Below are 15870 nucleotides of genomic sequence, written 5' to 3' on the forward strand. Positions count from 1 at the left end.
ATTGTATTGAAAAAATCGAAGAAAATAGCAATGGCTGGTGCTATTGTGCTTACAATTTTTAGTTTATTTTTGTGGTGGTTAACGGGTAAATGGATGGATGAGGGAGTGGAACCGGCAGCAGATGGAACGAATGACTATGCAATCATACTCGGGGCGAAAGTGAAAAAAGATTCCCTGTCGCTGTCTTTGCAGTATCGCTTGGATGCTGCGCTCCAGTATGCCAATGACCATCCACATTTGACCATGATCTTATCTGGTGGCCAAGGTTCTGATGAGCCTATTAGCGAAGCGGAAGCGATGAGACGGTTTTTAACGGAGAATGGCATCGCTGAGGGACGGCTTATTTTAGAAACAGCATCTACCTCAACTTATGAAAATATACTATTTTCGAAAAAGTTATTGCCGTCTGAAATTCAATCGGTCACAATCATTACAAGTGATTATCACCTTGCTAGAGCGCGGAAAATTGCGGCTAACCTTGGCCTTGCATCGGATGCCGTATCGGCTAAAACACCAAAAGTGGTAGCTGCAAAATTGACTGTGCGGGAGCGTATCGCGCTTGTGAAGACCTATATCGTAGGGAAATAAACGGGCAACCGTTTTTCTTTGATGATGGTGATAAAAATAGCTTTTATTTGATTTATATAAGTTACCAATCTGCTGAAAAGTCGAGTGTTTAAACAATAAAAGATGGGTACCAATAACTATAAAGGAAAACTAGTATTCTACGTCGAATTAATTGAAGGGTAGCACTAGTTTTGCACGTTAAAATGCGAAGACGAATTGACAAGGGGATTCACTAAGGTAAGAGGTTCACAAAAACATAAAATAGGAGGCATATTATGGTGAAAACGAGGTTCAAATTTCGAATGCTTTTCGTAATTGTGCTCATGATCCAAATGATTGTAGTTCCATATCACTTTTCAGCGGAAGAAATCGATTCAAGTGCTCCTTCTTGGACACAACCAATTGATTATCTTGCTCTAGGTGATTCGTTGGCGGCAGGCGTTACTCCAAACAATGAGTTAGGGAACGGCTATGCGGATTTCTTAGCAGAGTCAATGCAGAAGATAGGTGCTTTAAAGACTTATAACAAAGGCTTCTCGTATCCAGGCTATAAAACAACAGATGTTTTAAATGATATTAAACTGAACGTAACGAAGGAAATTTACGGCATTGGCTTCGAAGAGAAGACGGCCAAACTTCAGCAATCCATCAAGGATGCAGAAGTAATCACAATTAGCGTCGGAGCAAATGATATTTTACCACTCATGAAACAAGATCCGGCGACAGGTAAGATCTCCATCGATCAGCAAATGGCGTTGACAATTCTCCAGCAAGTAGGTACAAATTACAAATCGATTATGGCTCAAATCAACGAAATCAATCCCGAAGCGCAAGTGTATGTCATGGGCTACTATAACCCGTTTTATTATATGTCTGAAGACATGCAGCCATTGCTCAAACAGTTGCTAGATATGTTGAATAAAGCTATTGCAACAGGGCTAGTGGGAACGCAAGCAATCTTCGTGCCAACAGGTGATGTAATTGCGTCAAACTACATGACGTACCTTCCAAATCCGGGGAATATCCACCTGAGTGAGGCTGGCTATAAAAAAGTGACTGAGCAATTTTGGACGGACATGCGAACAGCTAATCCGGGGGGGGAGGCAAGTAGCCCCGTAGCTGATCCAACGACACCAAAAGTATTTTCAGATATTTCGAATCATGGTTTGAGAAGTTATATTGAACAAGCAGCGGCTGCTAAAATCATTGGTGGCTACTCGGACGGAACATTTAAACCTGATCAAAACTTAACACGTGTGCAAGCCGTTTCAATAATTGTGAGCGCATTAGGTTTAAAAACAGAAGAAGTAGCTCCATTTGGCGATACTGGTAATTATGCAGATAAAACCAAGGCTGACATCAATGCCGCTTATAAATATGGAATTATTAAAGGGAATAAAGGGAACTTTAATCCTAGTGATTTAGTGACGCGTGCTCAATTAGCTTTAATGATAGAGCGTGCATATGGAAGCGTAACAGGAAAAGCATACAAGGCCTCTACTAAAGCACCTTATTCTGATTTCGGAAGTTATAATGCGGAAGTAGTAAATGCTATTTCAATGCTTCATGAATTAGATGTTGCAACTGGATTCCAAGGGAAATTCATGCCAAGCAGCTCAACTACGCGTGCACAAGCTGCCAAAATGATTGTTAATTTTACCTCTATATTTAAACAAGCAGAATAATAGATGTGAAAAACGGTCCAGTATGTCTCTAGTAAGTAGAGGCGTACTGGACCGTATTATTTAAAGGTAAGAATAATCACGTCGGTTGATTAGCCATTTATTTGCATAAGATACAGGTGAGAAGGGCTTGATATCCGCCACTTACACTGGATCATTTCCGGCTCGCTTTCGGCGAAATATTCATGACAGATTTGGGGAGGAATTGCAGTACATTCCTCCATTGAGGGGTATGTGTGGCTAGCGGTGACTTCGTCACTTCTAGCCACACTCTTTTCTATAATCCTGTTGCGAATAGTTGCCTGTCGCGTTCCTACAATGTTCCAGTGAAAAATGCAGTTGCTTTGAAAGAAAAGAATAGATGGCTTTCTATAGAGGTTGTAAGTGCCCGAAGATACAATTTCGGGCGCTCTAGTACTCTGTACAATGTGTTCCTTGCTTACTTTTAGCAAAGAGTACACATCTAATCATGTGATGCCTTATAGAAAGTAACACTTCTTTTAAAGAAAAAACCATAGAGAAAGCATCAGCCGCCAAAATTGCATCTTTGGTGGCTTTTATCCAGTTAAGAAGCCAGCTATTCTTTCGTCCCAAAAAGCTTTAGCACTACGTGTACATATGCATTTGGAGCAGGGCGGATGAAGGACCACCATACGATTACCGAAAAAAATGTATAGGGATGCGACAAAGTCGCATCCCTATACATCCAGACATCTCGATAACGGTATAGTAGTCGTTCAATCCAAAGTAATCCAAATGCAACTATACACGTAGCACGCAGTGCGTGATCAAGTTATTTGCTTGTTGCTTTTGGGTAATCAACAGGCGTGAAGAAAAGTATAAGTTTTTCAACATGGAATAGTGTCTAGTCTCCGGCGCCTAGCCCCTCGAGTCGCTTCAGTCCTTAAGTTAAAGGCAAAAAGCGTCTTTATCTTAAGGCCCTCCAGCGCTTGTCGGGTCTACCAGGCTCCTGCGCTTTTCTCAGTGTCTAGCTCAAGCGCCCATGAGCTTGCGCTATTCTCAATTCACATCATATTACTAATTGCGTGAAAAGTGGGTTTTTTATTGTCGAATGTAGTGATATACTTGAATCCAATCGACTGCAACAACTGCAGCGATTCGCTGAATTGGAATGCAATGTCTTCGGGTTTATGTGCATCCGAACCAAGTGTGATGATTTCACCTCCGCATTGTTTATAAAGCTTAAGAATGTCATCACTCGGCATACCATTGGTCAATCCATAGCGGACACCAGAAGTATTCAACTCAATTCCTTTGCCTTCCGGAATAATAACATTGAAGATAGCCGTTAATTCATCATGAAAAGGGTTAACACAGGGTTTCTTTGTGTATCTTTTCACTAGGTCGACATGACCGAGGATGTTAAATTGTTTATAGTTTTTCACGCAATATAATAACTCTGAATAATAAATGCCATATGCTTCTTCGATGGTTTTATGCTCAAAAAACTCTCCGTAGTGTAATCCCTTTTTTTCGACGGTATGCATGGAACAGATTACAAAATCGAATGTTTCTGTGTCCATAAGCCCATCGTATCTGTCTAGTATATGTGGCTGTACACCAATTTCAACGCCTTTCTTTATACGAATACGCCCTTCATATTTCTTCTGCATCTCTATCAATTTACTTGCGTAATCCTTTTTGTCAAAGTCAAAAACAATTGTATCATCGGGATATTCATAGTCGATATGTTCAGTAAAACAAATTTCAGTTAATCCTTTATGAATCGCTCCCTCAATCATATCTTCCATTGAAATTGGGCAGTCTGCAGAGAACGAACTGTGCATGTGATAATCGAACATTATTAATCATTCCTCCTATTGACATTTCGTTGGTATACCTTTATAGTACTAAATAACTTTAGTCTAGTAAAGCAGTAAAGTAAGGGGTGTTGGAAATGGTTAGAAATGAAGTGTATCCTGAACGAATGTTAAGTGATAGTGAAAAGTTTGAAAGAATCATTAAGACAATCAACAAGCGCTTTACCACATACGGCTATAAACGCATTAAGACATCGGCTTTTGAACAATATGATTTATATTCAAAAGTAAAAAGCTCGATAAACCAAAATGAAATGATTAAAGTAATCGATCATACAGGGCAAGTATTGGTATTGCGGCCCGATGTCACGATTCCAATTACAAGGGAACTGGTGGAAAATTTCCCGGGCCTTTCAAGTGAACTTCGTTATTTTTATGTACAAGAGGTATTTCGTCAGCCATTTGATAAAAATGAAAGCATTGAACGTACACAAGCAGGCGTTGAATATTTTTGCGATAGTTCTCCTGAAGCGGATGCAGAAGTAATTGCACTAGCTTGTCATTTAATGAGGGATTTGGGATTCAGTGATATTAAAATAGAATTAGGGCACGCTGAATTTTTCAATGAACTTGTCCAAAAGATGCCACTTACGTCACTTCAAATTGATCAATTGAAGTCCTTGATACAAGCGAAAAATGTTGTAGAAATTGGACCTTTTCTTCAAAACCTGGACATTGAAGATGAAGTTAGAGAAGTAATCGAACGGATTCCGTTTCTATATGGTAACCCAGTTGATGTGAGTGAACGGACAACGGGGATTGTCTTAACGGAAAAAATGCAGGACACGCTCGATTATTTAATGGATGTTTACAGTATATTGAAAATGTACGGATTGGAACAGTATATCGTCATGGATTTGGGATTGATCAATCATATGGGTTATTACTCAGGGGTTATTTTCCAAGGATATGTCGAAAGATTTGGGAAACCTGTTTTAATGGGTGGGCGCTATGATGAGTTAGGAAACGAGTTTGGAGCAAGATTGCCGGCGATTGGGTTTGCATGTGAAATTGAATCGTTGGTTAAAGCGACAGATAGCAGGGAAGTTACATCCCGCTTTTCAATCGATGTAAAAATAACGTATGCAGATAGCCAATTGGAACAAGCCATCGCCATCGCCAATGAATTAAGGGAACGGAATTATAGTGTGCTGTCATTTTCAGCGCACAAGGAAACAGTAGATCCACGACAGAGTGTTTACTCGATACGTTTGGAGAAAGATAGTAATTCATTTCTTTATAAAGATAAAGTTACGACATTTACGGACTTAAAAGCGTTGTTGGATTTACTCGTAGGGGGATTGAATTGAAATGACACATCTTACCATCGCCATGGCGAAGGGGCGTACTGCTGACAAAGCGTTAGCGTTTTTCGAAAAAGCAGGCATCCGTTTTTCAGAATACCATGATAAAAGCAGGAAGCTTGTTATCTATGATGATGAAAATAAAGTAAAACTCATATTTGTGAAAGCAGTCGATGTTCCAACTTACGTCGAAAAAGGAGCAGCAGATATTGGGATTGTCGGTAAAGATACGATTATGGAAGATCCAGTAGATGTCTATGAACTGCTGGATCTTGGAATTGGAAAATGCCAGCTGGCTGTTGCCGGGTTTCCAGATAAACAATTTCCGAGCAGTGCGTTACTGACGGTTGCTTCAAAATATCCAGCAGTGACAAAAGCCTATTTTGACAGCAAAGGCATTCGTATTGAGACTATCAAGTTGAATGGCTCCATCGAATTGGCTCCGCTTATAGGTATGGCTGATGTCATCGTTGATATTGTTGAATCGGGCAAGACACTAAAAGAAAATGGATTAGTCATCTTAGAGACAATTGCGGATGTTAGCGCGAGATTGATTGTTAATAAAGCAAGTTATGCGACAAGGACCAGTCAAATCCAGCAAGTCATTTCGGACTTAAAAGCTGCATTGGAGTGATAATTTATGCGAATTGTAACGTTGGAACAATATAGAGAAGAGAAAGAGCAACAAGTAGCAGGACAAATAACTAATTTCGAATTTGACCGAACCGTGCTCGGAATTATCGAAACAGTCCGTGAAGACGGGGATCAGGCATTGAAAGGCTATACCGAACAGTTTGATGGCGTATGGCTAGATAACTTGATTGTTACGGCTGAGGAGTTCGCAGAAGCGCAGGCATTGATTACAGGGGAGTTTTTGGCTGCACTACGAAAAGCAAAGCAAAACATTACTGCGTTCCATGAAATTCAAAAAGAACAATCTTGGTTTATCAATCAAGAAAAAGGAATTGTACTTGGTCAAAAAGTAACTCCCTTGGACAGTGTCGGTATATACGTACCCGGTGGAAAAGCGGCTTATCCTTCGACTGTTCTCATGAATGCGATTCCAGCAAAAATTGCGGGAGTCGGTAGGATTGCAATGGTGACACCACCTCAAGCGGATGGCAAAGTGAATCCACACGTACTTATAGCAGCGCAAGAAGCTGGTGTGGATATCGTCTATAAAATTGGTGGTGCACAAGCAATTGCAGCATTGGCATATGGAACAGAAACGGTGAAGAAAGTAGTGAAAATCACCGGTCCTGGAAATGCATTTGTAGCACGGGCAAAAAAATGGGTGTTCGGTGACGTAGCTATCGATATGATTGCAGGACCGAGTGAAATTTGTGTTGTGGCGGACGATAGTGCCGTTCCAGAGTTTGTCGCTGCGGATTTGTTATCGCAAGCGGAGCATGATGAACGGGCAACAGCGGTATGCGTGACGACGAGTAATTCATTTGCCGAAGCACTTCAAAAAGAAGTGGTGAAGCAAACTGAACTAGCAGATCGTAAGGGAATTATCGAAGTTTCTATCGCTGATAATGGGCGCATTATCTTAGTCGATTCACTGGAGGAAGCTTACGACTTCGTCAATAAGCTTGCGCCGGAACATTTACAGCTAATGGTGCAAAATCCGATGGAGCAATTGCCGTTCATTCACAATGCAGGAGCAATCTTCTTAGGTAACTATTCACCAGAGGCATTGGGCGATTATATGGCTGGTCCGAATCATACATTGCCAACGAGCGGGACATCGGCATTTTCATCGCCGTTAGGTGTCTATGACTTTATGAAAAAATCAAGCATTATTCATTATACGGAGCAAGCATTGCAAGATGTATCCGAAGATATTATCACAATTGCGAATGCGGAAGGCTTAACTGCCCATGCAAATTCAATTCAAGTAAGGAAGGCGAACTTTTATGCGAAGTAAATCGATTTCAAGACAGACAGCGGAGACAAAGATTAACTTGGACTTTGCGATTGATGGAAGTGGAACAACAAACATTAAAACAGGTGTTGGCTTTTTCGACCATATGCTGACACTGTTCACAAATCACGGTCGATTCGATTTAACGGTTGATTGTGACGGCGATATTGACGTGGACCAGCATCACTCCGTCGAAGATATCGGCATCGTATTGGGACAAGCCTTCTATGAAAGTATCGGATCAAAGGAGGGCATTGAACGTTATGCGACAGTGTCAACACCTATGGACGAAGCATTATCAACAGTTTCGATTGATATTAGCGGGCGTCCATTTTTCGTTTATAACGTAGAGGGTTTGAAAGATAAAGTAGGAGAATTCGACACGGAGCTTGTTGAGGAGTTTTTCCAAGCATTCACAAGCCATGCCAAAGTGACATTGCATATAAATTTGCAGTATGGGAAAAACAGTCACCATATTATCGAATCAATTTTCAAAGGATTCGGACGTGCATTGCGCGTAGCAAGTGCAATTAATCCAGATGTAAAAGGAGTTCCATCTACGAAGGGGATGCTATAAAAATATCTCCTTTATGAACTTATATAGTGAACCAATGAACATACCTATACAAACTAAGCGAAGGCGCCTTAAAAGGGGTAGCCGAAGCCATAAGACTGGCGGCGAAGCTGCTTGGCTTATGGCGGGAGGCATCCCCGAGCGCCGCAACGAATTCAATGAGATTCTTCATATAACAAGGGGGAACAATGATGATTTTATTTCCAGCAATTGATATACGTAATGGTAAATGTGTTCGGTTAATCCAAGGCGATTATGATCAGGAAATTATCTATAATGATTCACCTACAGCAATGGCTTTGGAATGGGAAAAACAAGGTGCTGACTACATTCACGTCGTCGATTTAGATGGAGCGAAAACAGGAAACTCATTAAATCGCGAAGCCATCCAGGCGATTGCTAAAAGCGTATCGATACCGGTTCAAGTAGGCGGAGGAATCCGGACGATGGAGATCATTGACGCGCATATTGCATCCGGCGTTAGCCGCGTTATTATCGGTACGGCAGCGATTCAAGATAAACCATTTTTAAAGCAAGCCGTAGAAAAATACGCTGATAAAATCGCAGTTTCCATCGATGCAAGAAGAGGATTCGTCGCAACTGACGGCTGGACGGAAACAAGTGATGTATTGGCAGTTGACTTGTTAAACGAACTAGAAGAAATCGGTGTGAAAACAGTCATTTATACAGACATATTGAAAGATGGAATGATGCAAGGACCTAATTTTCACGAGCTGGAAATGATGGACAAAGCATCTTCTATCGACATTGTTGCATCAGGTGGTGTCTCCACAGAAGAGGATATTGTTCAGTTACGGGAACTCGATTTATACGGAGCAATTATTGGTAAAGCTTTATATGAAGGTAAACTATCTTTAGAAAAAGTATTAGGGGGACAACGGGGATGACTAGCAACCGGATAATTCCATGTTTGGATTTTGATAACGGGAAAGTCGTAAAAGGTAAAAAATTTCTGGAAGTTAAAGAAGTTGCAGATCCACTGACATTGGCAAAGAAATATGTAGCTGACGGTGCAGATGAACTTGTGTTTTACGACATTGCGGCTTCAACAAATAACCGTGCTATGTTCCTTGACTTAATTGCAGAAATTGCGAAAGAAGTACCCGTACCATTTATCGTTGGTGGGGGCATCCGGACTGTCGAAGATATCCAGAAGGTGTTTGACGCCGGTGGAGATAAAGTATCTATCAATAGTGCAGCACTCAGCAATCCATCATTAATTGAAGAAGCCGCAAAAAAATTCGGTTCTGAACGAATTATACTGTCAATGGATGTCAATGAAGTGGGCCCTTCTAAGTGGTCAGTATTTTCTAATGGAGGCATGAAAGATACTGGTATGGATGCTATAGAATGGGCGATTCAAGGTGAAAAATTGGGTGCCGGCGAGCTTGTTGTTAATAGTATTGGCGAAGACGGCGTGAAAAGTGGCTATAATATCGAATTGACGCGGGCGATTGCGGAAGCAGTCAACATTCCTGTCATTGCGAGCGGCGGCGCAGGGAAACCTGAACACTTCCATACTGTATTGACTGAAGGAAAAGCCGACGCTGCGCTTGCAGCATCCGTATTCCATTTCGAAGATATTAATATCGGTGAATTAAAAACATATCTAGCTGAACAAAATACATCTGTTGGGAATGACTGACTATGACACTAGAAATCGACACATTATCATTTGACGAAAATGGACTGATTCCAGCAATTGTCCAAGATGACCGGACAGGGAATGTATTGATGCTTGCTTATATGAATAAAGAGTCGTTGCAGAAGACGATTGATACGAAAGAGACCTGGTTTTTCAGCAGGTCAAGACAGGAACTATGGAACAAAGGGGCAACATCTGGCAACCGACAAATTGTGAAGAACTTGTCACTGGATTGTGATAGTGATGCAATTTTGGTACAAGTTACACCACAAGGTCCGGCTTGTCATACGGGAGAATTGACTTGTTTCCACAAGCAAATTCTCGATGAGGTTGTACAGACTCGCTCAATCGTTCATGAAATCACGGATGAAATAAAAAATCGACGTCTAAACCCTGTAGAAGGATCATACACATCGTATCTGTTCCGTGAAGGCTTGGATAAAATTTTGAAAAAAGTCGGAGAAGAAACAACTGAAGTTGTCATCGGCGCAAAAAACCGTGACAAAGCTGAAGTAACAAGTGAACTTGCTGATTTGACGTATCACTCACTAGTATTGATGGAAGAGTTAGGTGTTAGTGTGGAGGATGTCAAAAACGAATTGCGGAAAAGACGATCTAAAAGCGAAGTGCTGCGAGATGAGTAAATTTTGGAGCTCAATGGTGAAACGGACCGAGCCTTATATTCCTGGGGAGCAGGTTGAACAAAAGGACATTGTGAAACTGAATACCAATGAAAATCCGTACCCTCCAAGTCCGCAAGTGATCGCTGCAATCGAGCAAGAGATGGGACGCAACCTCCAGTTGTATCCATCTCCAACGGCGATTGAGTTACGAGAAACGATAGGACTGTACTATGGACTTACTGCTGAAGAAGTATTCGTAGGTAATGGTTCAGATGAAGTACTGGCATTCTCTTTCATGGCGTTTTTCGAGCCAGGCATACCAATTCGATTCCCTGACGTTACATATAGTTTTTATCCGGTCTATGCAAAGTTATTCGATATTCCTTATGAGGAAGTTCCGTTGAATAAAGATTTCACATTGCCCGTGGATAAATACTTTCAGTCCGAAGGTGGCGTCATTTTACCGAATCCAAATGCACCGACTAGCATCTATGCTGAACTTGGGCACATTGAGGAGATTGTCGAAAATAACCCTGACCAAGTCGTCATCATCGACGAGGCATATATCGACTTTGCATCAAAATCAGCGACTGAACTCATTCGGAAGTACGATAATGTCCTTGTCGTCCAGACGACATCCAAATCACGTTCACTCGCCGGTTTACGCGTGGGCTTTGCGATGGGAGCTCCTTCATTAATTGCTGCATTGATTCGCATTAAAGACTCATTCAATTCTTATACGCTGGACCGTCTTGCGCTGGTCGGGGCAAAAGCGGCGTTTGAGGATAGAGCGTATTTCACGGAAACGACCCAAAAAATCATTGCAACACGGGAAAAGTTGAACGAGACGTTGCAACAGCTCGATTTCGACGTACTACCTTCACAAGCAAACTTTGTTTTCGCCTCACATAAGACTGTTCCAGCAGAGTTTATTTACAATGAATTAAAAAAAGAAGGCGTGTTAGTTAGGTATTTTAACAAACCCGGAATCGACAACTACCTACGTATAACAATCGGAACAGATGAACAGATGGAACGATTAGTTGAGAAATTAAGTGACGTCTTGAGTTTGAAATGAACTAGTAGATTCGAAGATGAAATGAGTTAATGAAAAATGTATCGAAACTGCTATACTTGTGTAAACAAGGGAGGTTTTCGATATGGGATCAAAATATATTGATATCGCACTAATATTATTCATGAGTTATTTCGCAATTACGCGATTTAGGGATGGTCAAATTGGCTTTGGAATCTTTTTTACGGTTCTTAGCTTATTGAATATTTTAACGTTGGTCATGAAAATAAAGAAGGACAATGCCGCAAAGAATGAAGTGCGATGAAGTTTAAATAAGTAGTGACCACAAACTAGGCATCCTCCAGGGAATATGGAGGATGCCTAGTTTTATTTTTAACGTGTAGCTAAGAAACGCAACTGAATATATACTATTTGAATTCAGTGGTTCATAGAATGATGTAAGGAGTTAGCGATGTAAGATGTGAAAAAATAAAGAAGGGAAGTGAAAAATGAGCAAAACACTGCTTAAGATTTCTGTCGTCTATTTCATGCTTGGGATTTCGTTTGGGCTCTACATGTCGCTCACACACATCTTTACATTGACGTCTGTGCATGTTCACATCAATTTGCTAGGATGGATGTCATTAGCCCTCATTGGAGTTTTTTATCATCTATATCCGAGTTTGGAGAAGACTGGCTTGGCAAAATGGCATTTTTGGCTTCATAATATTGGATTGCCAGTTATGATGATTGCCATTGCATTAGCCATTTTAGGCGTGAGTCCTGTATTTTTTCCAATCGCAACGGCGGGTGGGGCAGCGACATTGATTGGTATTTTCTGTTTTGGTTTCAATATTCTTATGAATCTGGATAAACGAACGGCATAAAAATGGTATACCGCCTGCCCTTTCCGCTAGACGTGGAGAGGGCAGGCGGTTTTTATGTATTCAAAAGTGTTCAGTGAATTAAATTAGTTGTTCCAATTTCTAATTTCATGTAGTATAATATGTGAATTGCATTTTCTGAAATGAGGATAACTAATGAAAAATTCAATATATGGACTTACAATCGAACAACTAACAGAATGGTTATTGGAACAAGGTCAGAAAAAGTTCCGCGCCGCACAAATTTGGGACTGGCTATATAAAAAACGTGTAACAAACTTTGCGGACATGAAGAATATTAATCAAGAATGTATTGATTTGCTGGATGCGAACTTTGTTATGCGTACGCTGGAGCAGACTGTAAAACAGGAGTCTGAAGATGGCACTATCAAGTTCCTTTTCAAAATGCAAGATGGCAATTTGATTGAAACCGTTTTGATGAAATTCCCTTATGGTCAATCGGTTTGTGTAACGACACAAGTAGGCTGTAATATCGGCTGTAGTTTCTGTGCAAGTGGTTTGTTGAAAAAGAGCCGTGATTTGACTGCTGGAGAAATTGTAGAGCAAATCATGGAAGTACAGCATCACCTCGATGCAAAAGAGCAAGAGGAGCGCGTAAGCCATATTGTTGTTATGGGAATCGGCGAACCATTCGATAACTATTCAAATTTGATGGATTTCCTACGCGTCGTTAATGACCAAAAAGGACTTTCAATCGGTGCTCGTCACATTACTGTTTCAACTAGTGGTAATCCGCAACGAATTAAGGAATTCGCAGAAGAAAATATCCAAATCAACTTAGCTGTTTCTTTGCATGCACCGAATAATGAACTGCGTACACGCGTTATGAAAATTAACAAAGCGTTCCCGATTGAAAAATTGATGGATTCGATTGATTACTATTTGGAAACGACAAACCGCAGAATAACGTTTGAATATATAATGTTGCATGATGTGAATGATCATGTTGCTGAAGCGCAACAATTGGCAAAACTGCTTGAAAACAAACGTCATCTGTCATATGTTAACTTGATTCCCTACAACCCTGTTGACGAACATGACCAGTATCGTCGTAGTACACCTGAAGACATTAAAGCATTTTACGAAACGCTTAAAAGAAAAGGAATTAATTGCGGCGTTCGACTTGAACATGGTACAGACATTGACGCGGCATGCGGCCAGTTAAGAAGTAAGCAAATTAAGAAAGAGAAAGCTGTCTAAGGCAGTAAAAAAAGAGTGTACAATTCCTATGGAAACTAGGAATTGTACACTCTTTTTGTCGTATAGACTCCGACGCATTTGTTCTAGCTTTTTTTCTTCATCAAAATCACGATGAACTGGACAATAAAGGCCAGTCCCAATCCAAAGGAAGAGATGATGAACAAGGACAAGATTCCGAGTACATCACCTATCCCATTCGGATTCATTAATAAGCTGCGGAAAAACTCTGCAAAACCGAGAACCACACCAATCAAGAAGATCCTGAAAGCAATTTTCAAATTGTAAAACAGCAGTAAAAATGAAAAGACACCGATAATTAGCCCAAAAAGGCCAAATGTTAAGTAGTTTGTAAAGACAAGCGTTTGACCCAAAATAGTTCGTACACCTACTATGAGAAGAATGAAACTCGTAAGTCCAGTGAAAAAGCCAATCTTCCATAACTTGTTAATCATAAACTGCACCCACTTTCATTGTTCATCATATCGAATAATGGGGTGATTATGCCAATGAAAGCATTAAAATAGCAAAAGTGTAAGCACGACCAATCATATCTCCTTGCTAACTGACTTTATATGTCGCCAGACCGATCATATCCAATCATATATAGTCCATAGCCCGTGAGGCTAGGCAACAATTCACTAACTTGTAACTAATCCATAATCCAATTAATTTCTAAGTAATGAAAAAATCCCATTCCTCTGATTAAAGGAATGGGATTCATGAACTTATAGGTTATTTCTTTGCGATTAGGATAAGTTTACCTTGGTCAAGCTCTTGCTCAGCATCAGCAGCTTCTGCAACGGATAGACCTACAGCTTCCATCTTGCTACGAAGCTCATCTCCGCGGGAAGAGAACATGTTCTTCATACCATCCAAGAAACCTTGTTCTTTCATGCCTACGCTTTCCGTATCTAGCGCATCCGTTATGTGACTGGCTCTCTTTTTGTCATGTGCAAAAATATAGATGTCATCATGTGTATAGCCTTGTGTAACCAATTCCTCGATTTCTTTTTTAGCTTGAACGGCGTTTTCAACAGTTTTTTTAACAGTCATTAAATATCCCTCCATTTTTGTACTCTTTCTTTATATACCATTAAAATGTAAGTACTAAACATTTTTTTGAAAGAGTCGAATCTTAACGTAAATTTTTATACGTCCGAATGAAATTGGTTGGGTCTGTCTCGACTTCATATGTGAAGACACCTTGGGTTGTATGCAAATAGAAAAAGCCTGCTCCGCTAGAGAATGGTTTATAGGACATATCATGGACATGTTCTAATTTGAAAGTATTGTTTGCAGTTGAAATTGTGTCAGCGTATAAGTGGATGCTATGGACAGTTCGTTGCGTTTTTTGGTCGTACCAACCCATAATTCGTTCGACCCTGTTATATGAAATAGTGGACACGATTTGGCTGTTCGATTCAATCACTGTGATTCCTCCCGGGTTAAGTTTGGTCATGAACTACCTTGTCTAACCATATGGTAACAGTTTTTTTATATAATCGCTTCTATAGGAAATAAAGCAGCTGCCCACATCTCAATACCGGAAGTGGCAACCAAAGAAGAAACGAATAAAGCAATGCAGGAGTTTGGAGGAAACAGGGAGAAATAAAGAGAAAGAAGCCCGGGAGAAAGATATGAATACAGCAAACAATTTAGGTTTATCGTTAACTCCAAAATTCTATATAAGCGGAAAATAATATAAAGGTATTGCGCTGAGTGATTTACAAAAATGGTGGAAGAGGCGGCTGATAGTGGTAAGTAAACTCATTACAGCGATGATGCTCCTGCTTTGAAAAAGTAAGTAATGGTAGGGATATGGCACCTGTGATGAGTGGGAGGCTATTGTACTGGTGTATTAATCCCTTTTCAGTTCATGACAACTTTCACGGACAGCGGTATGATGAATAGGGTTGTTTCCATCAGTGTATCTGGCATATACTATTGAAAGTGATCCAAGGAAACACCTCCTAAGTGGATAAGCCTATGAGGTGTTTTTGTCTACTATTTTTGAATTTTTTTGATATCCTTCATCATTTCCTTAACATAGGACGCATCTACGTAATTGTATTCGTTCACGATCCTGCCTTGCTTATCGATCAGATAAAAGTTTGTCCCGTGAATGACTTGATTGGAGGTTGAGGGCTTTTGAACAATCGTTTGAAATTGCTCCCGTGCAAAAGTTTCGATTACTTCTTGTGTATACCCCGTCAACATATGCCAATTCGTTTCATCGTCCGTAAATTGGTGGATGTACGCTTTTAATATATCGGGTGAATCGATTGTTGGATCAACAGTGAATGATACGAATTCGGCTTGTATGTCTTCATCCTTGAACTTTTTTTGTAAATCCGCCATCTCAAGTGTCATCGGAGGACAAACGGTTTTACATTTTGTGAAGACGAAATCGGCAATCCAGACTTTCCCTGCTAATTCATCTGTACCAAAAGGTTGTCCATTTTGGTCAGTAAAAGAAAAGGAGACAATCTCCTTGCCATTTTGTGGCTGAGAACTACAAGCGGCAAGTAATACTGCAAAGACAAGGGGAATAAACAGATAGCGCATG

General features: G+C 40.4%; 18 protein-coding genes. 13 read left to right on the forward strand and 5 right to left on the reverse strand.

From position 1 onward, the window contains the following. The first annotated feature begins 6 nt into the window (after nucleotides 1–6). Nucleotides 7–588 carry a YdcF family protein gene (locus tag I2483_RS09135; protein WP_255550371.1) on the forward strand — a complete coding sequence of 194 codons (582 nt, stop codon included), beginning with the start codon at nucleotides 7–9 and terminating at the stop codon, nucleotides 586–588. Between the two features lie 254 nt (nucleotides 589–842). Beyond that, nucleotides 843–2252, forward strand: a complete 1410-nt coding sequence (locus tag I2483_RS09140) for an S-layer homology domain-containing protein (protein WP_207175481.1) — start codon at nucleotides 843–845, stop codon at nucleotides 2250–2252. Between the two features lie 1022 nt (nucleotides 2253–3274). Here the strand turns inward: I2483_RS09140 and I2483_RS09145 are convergent. After that, on the reverse strand, nucleotides 3275–4072 hold the full coding sequence (locus I2483_RS09145; protein WP_207175483.1) for a histidinol-phosphatase HisJ family protein: 798 nt from the start codon (nucleotides 4070–4072) through the stop codon (nucleotides 3275–3277). Nucleotides 4073–4167: 95 nt separating this feature from the next. Between I2483_RS09145 and hisZ the strand changes: the two genes are divergently transcribed. From hisZ to rlmN, 11 genes are all read left to right on the forward strand, one after another. Next, a complete protein-coding gene (hisZ, locus tag I2483_RS09150; protein ID WP_207175485.1) occupies nucleotides 4168–5400 on the forward strand; it encodes an ATP phosphoribosyltransferase regulatory subunit in 1233 nt (410 codons plus the stop codon). A gap of 1 nt (nucleotide 5401) precedes the next feature. After that, entirely contained in the window at nucleotides 5402–6028 is a 627-nt protein-coding gene (gene hisG, locus I2483_RS09155) for an ATP phosphoribosyltransferase (protein ID WP_207175487.1), read from the forward strand. 6 nt (nucleotides 6029–6034) lie between these two features. Continuing rightward, nucleotides 6035–7324 carry a histidinol dehydrogenase gene (hisD, locus tag I2483_RS09160; protein ID WP_207175489.1) on the forward strand — a complete coding sequence of 430 codons (1290 nt, stop codon included), beginning with the start codon at nucleotides 6035–6037 and terminating at the stop codon, nucleotides 7322–7324. Beyond that, on the forward strand, nucleotides 7314–7898 hold the full coding sequence (gene hisB / locus I2483_RS09165) for an imidazoleglycerol-phosphate dehydratase HisB (protein WP_186669709.1): 585 nt from the start codon (nucleotides 7314–7316) through the stop codon (nucleotides 7896–7898). The genes hisD and hisB overlap by 11 nt, the downstream gene beginning before the upstream one ends. Nucleotides 7899–8086: 188 nt before the next feature. After that, nucleotides 8087–8803: a 1-(5-phosphoribosyl)-5-[(5-phosphoribosylamino)methylideneamino]imidazole-4-carboxamide isomerase gene (gene hisA / locus I2483_RS09170; protein ID WP_207175569.1), complete on the forward strand. Its 717-nt coding sequence runs from the start codon at nucleotides 8087–8089 to the stop codon at nucleotides 8801–8803. Next, the gene (hisF, locus tag I2483_RS09175) at nucleotides 8800–9561 is read left to right on the forward strand and encodes an imidazole glycerol phosphate synthase subunit HisF (protein WP_186669719.1); all 762 of its coding nucleotides are present in this window, start codon (nucleotides 8800–8802) and stop codon (nucleotides 9559–9561) included. The genes hisA and hisF overlap by 4 nt, the downstream gene beginning before the upstream one ends. 2 nt (nucleotides 9562–9563) lie before the next feature. Beyond that, nucleotides 9564–10205 carry a bifunctional phosphoribosyl-AMP cyclohydrolase/phosphoribosyl-ATP diphosphatase HisIE gene (gene hisIE / locus I2483_RS09180; RefSeq protein ID WP_481886332.1) on the forward strand — a complete coding sequence of 214 codons (642 nt, stop codon included), beginning with the start codon at nucleotides 9564–9566 and terminating at the stop codon, nucleotides 10203–10205. Beyond that, a complete protein-coding gene (gene hisC / locus I2483_RS09185) occupies nucleotides 10198–11262 on the forward strand; it encodes a histidinol-phosphate transaminase (protein ID WP_207175573.1) in 1065 nt (354 codons plus the stop codon). Before hisIE ends, hisC begins: the two co-directional genes overlap by 8 nt. 82 nt (nucleotides 11263–11344) lie before the next feature. Next, a complete protein-coding gene (locus I2483_RS09190) occupies nucleotides 11345–11524 on the forward strand; it encodes a hypothetical protein (protein ID WP_186669721.1) in 180 nt (59 codons plus the stop codon). Nucleotides 11525–11708: 184 nt separating this feature from the next. Beyond that, the gene (locus tag I2483_RS09195; protein WP_207175491.1) at nucleotides 11709–12086 is read left to right on the forward strand and encodes a cytochrome-c oxidase; all 378 of its coding nucleotides are present in this window, start codon (nucleotides 11709–11711) and stop codon (nucleotides 12084–12086) included. 153 nt (nucleotides 12087–12239) lie between these two features. After that, the gene (gene rlmN, locus I2483_RS09200; RefSeq protein WP_207175493.1) at nucleotides 12240–13304 is read left to right on the forward strand and encodes a dual-specificity RNA methyltransferase RlmN; all 1065 of its coding nucleotides are present in this window, start codon (nucleotides 12240–12242) and stop codon (nucleotides 13302–13304) included. A gap of 83 nt (nucleotides 13305–13387) precedes the next feature. On the opposite strand, the gene I2483_RS09205 is transcribed toward rlmN, so the two are convergent. The 4 genes from I2483_RS09205 to I2483_RS09220 all read right to left on the reverse strand — a co-directional run bounded on the left by I2483_RS09205 (nucleotide 13388) and on the right by I2483_RS09220 (nucleotide 15869). Beyond that, nucleotides 13388–13756 (reverse strand): hypothetical protein, encoded by a 369-nt coding sequence (locus tag I2483_RS09205; protein WP_207175494.1) that lies wholly within the window; start codon nucleotides 13754–13756, stop codon nucleotides 13388–13390. 280 nt (nucleotides 13757–14036) lie between these two features. After that, nucleotides 14037–14357 (reverse strand): YflT domain-containing protein, encoded by a 321-nt coding sequence (locus I2483_RS09210; protein WP_207175495.1) that lies wholly within the window; start codon nucleotides 14355–14357, stop codon nucleotides 14037–14039. An 82-nt stretch (nucleotides 14358–14439) separates the two neighbouring features. Then, nucleotides 14440–14733: a hypothetical protein gene (locus tag I2483_RS09215; protein WP_207175496.1), complete on the reverse strand. Its 294-nt coding sequence runs from the start codon at nucleotides 14731–14733 to the stop codon at nucleotides 14440–14442. 575 nt (nucleotides 14734–15308) lie between these two features. Beyond that, entirely contained in the window at nucleotides 15309–15869 is a 561-nt protein-coding gene (locus tag I2483_RS09220) for an SCO family protein (RefSeq protein ID WP_346267718.1), read from the reverse strand. Nucleotide 15870: the final 1 nt, after the last annotated feature.

Origin of the sequence: Sporosarcina sp. E16_3 (assembly GCF_017347125.1) — a bacterium.
GTDB lineage: Bacteria > Bacillota > Bacilli > Bacillales_A > Planococcaceae > Sporosarcina.

What these genes read in the sequence shown, in the direction of transcription:
- hisG (WP_207175487.1), top strand. Translation starts at nt 5,402, where the DNA reads ATGACACATCTTACCATCGCCATGGCGAAGGGGCGTACTGCTGACAAA.
- hisF (WP_186669719.1), top strand. Translation starts at nt 8,800, where the DNA reads ATGACTAGCAACCGGATAATTCCATGTTTGGATTTTGATAACGGGAAA.
- rlmN (WP_207175493.1), top strand. Translation starts at nt 12,240, where the DNA reads ATGAAAAATTCAATATATGGACTTACAATCGAACAACTAACAGAATGG.
- hisZ (WP_207175485.1), top strand. Translation starts at nt 4,168, where the DNA reads ATGGTTAGAAATGAAGTGTATCCTGAACGAATGTTAAGTGATAGTGAA.
- I2483_RS09220 (WP_346267718.1), bottom strand. Translation starts at nt 15,869, where the DNA reads ATGCGCTATCTGTTTATTCCCCTTGTCTTTGCAGTATTACTTGCCGCT.
- I2483_RS09205 (WP_207175494.1), bottom strand. Translation starts at nt 13,756, where the DNA reads ATGATTAACAAGTTATGGAAGATTGGCTTTTTCACTGGACTTACGAGT.
- hisD (WP_207175489.1), top strand. Translation starts at nt 6,035, where the DNA reads ATGCGAATTGTAACGTTGGAACAATATAGAGAAGAGAAAGAGCAACAA.
- I2483_RS09140 (WP_207175481.1), top strand. Translation starts at nt 843, where the DNA reads ATGGTGAAAACGAGGTTCAAATTTCGAATGCTTTTCGTAATTGTGCTC.
- hisC (WP_207175573.1), top strand. Translation starts at nt 10,198, where the DNA reads ATGAGTAAATTTTGGAGCTCAATGGTGAAACGGACCGAGCCTTATATT.
- I2483_RS09195 (WP_207175491.1), top strand. Translation starts at nt 11,709, where the DNA reads ATGAGCAAAACACTGCTTAAGATTTCTGTCGTCTATTTCATGCTTGGG.
- I2483_RS09210 (WP_207175495.1), bottom strand. Translation starts at nt 14,357, where the DNA reads ATGACTGTTAAAAAAACTGTTGAAAACGCCGTTCAAGCTAAAAAAGAA.
- hisB (WP_186669709.1), top strand. Translation starts at nt 7,314, where the DNA reads ATGCGAAGTAAATCGATTTCAAGACAGACAGCGGAGACAAAGATTAAC.
- hisA (WP_207175569.1), top strand. Translation starts at nt 8,087, where the DNA reads ATGATTTTATTTCCAGCAATTGATATACGTAATGGTAAATGTGTTCGG.
- I2483_RS09145 (WP_207175483.1), bottom strand. Translation starts at nt 4,072, where the DNA reads ATGTTCGATTATCACATGCACAGTTCGTTCTCTGCAGACTGCCCAATT.
- I2483_RS09190 (WP_186669721.1), top strand. Translation starts at nt 11,345, where the DNA reads ATGGGATCAAAATATATTGATATCGCACTAATATTATTCATGAGTTAT.
- hisIE (WP_481886332.1), top strand. Translation starts at nt 9,564, where the DNA reads ATGACACTAGAAATCGACACATTATCATTTGACGAAAATGGACTGATT.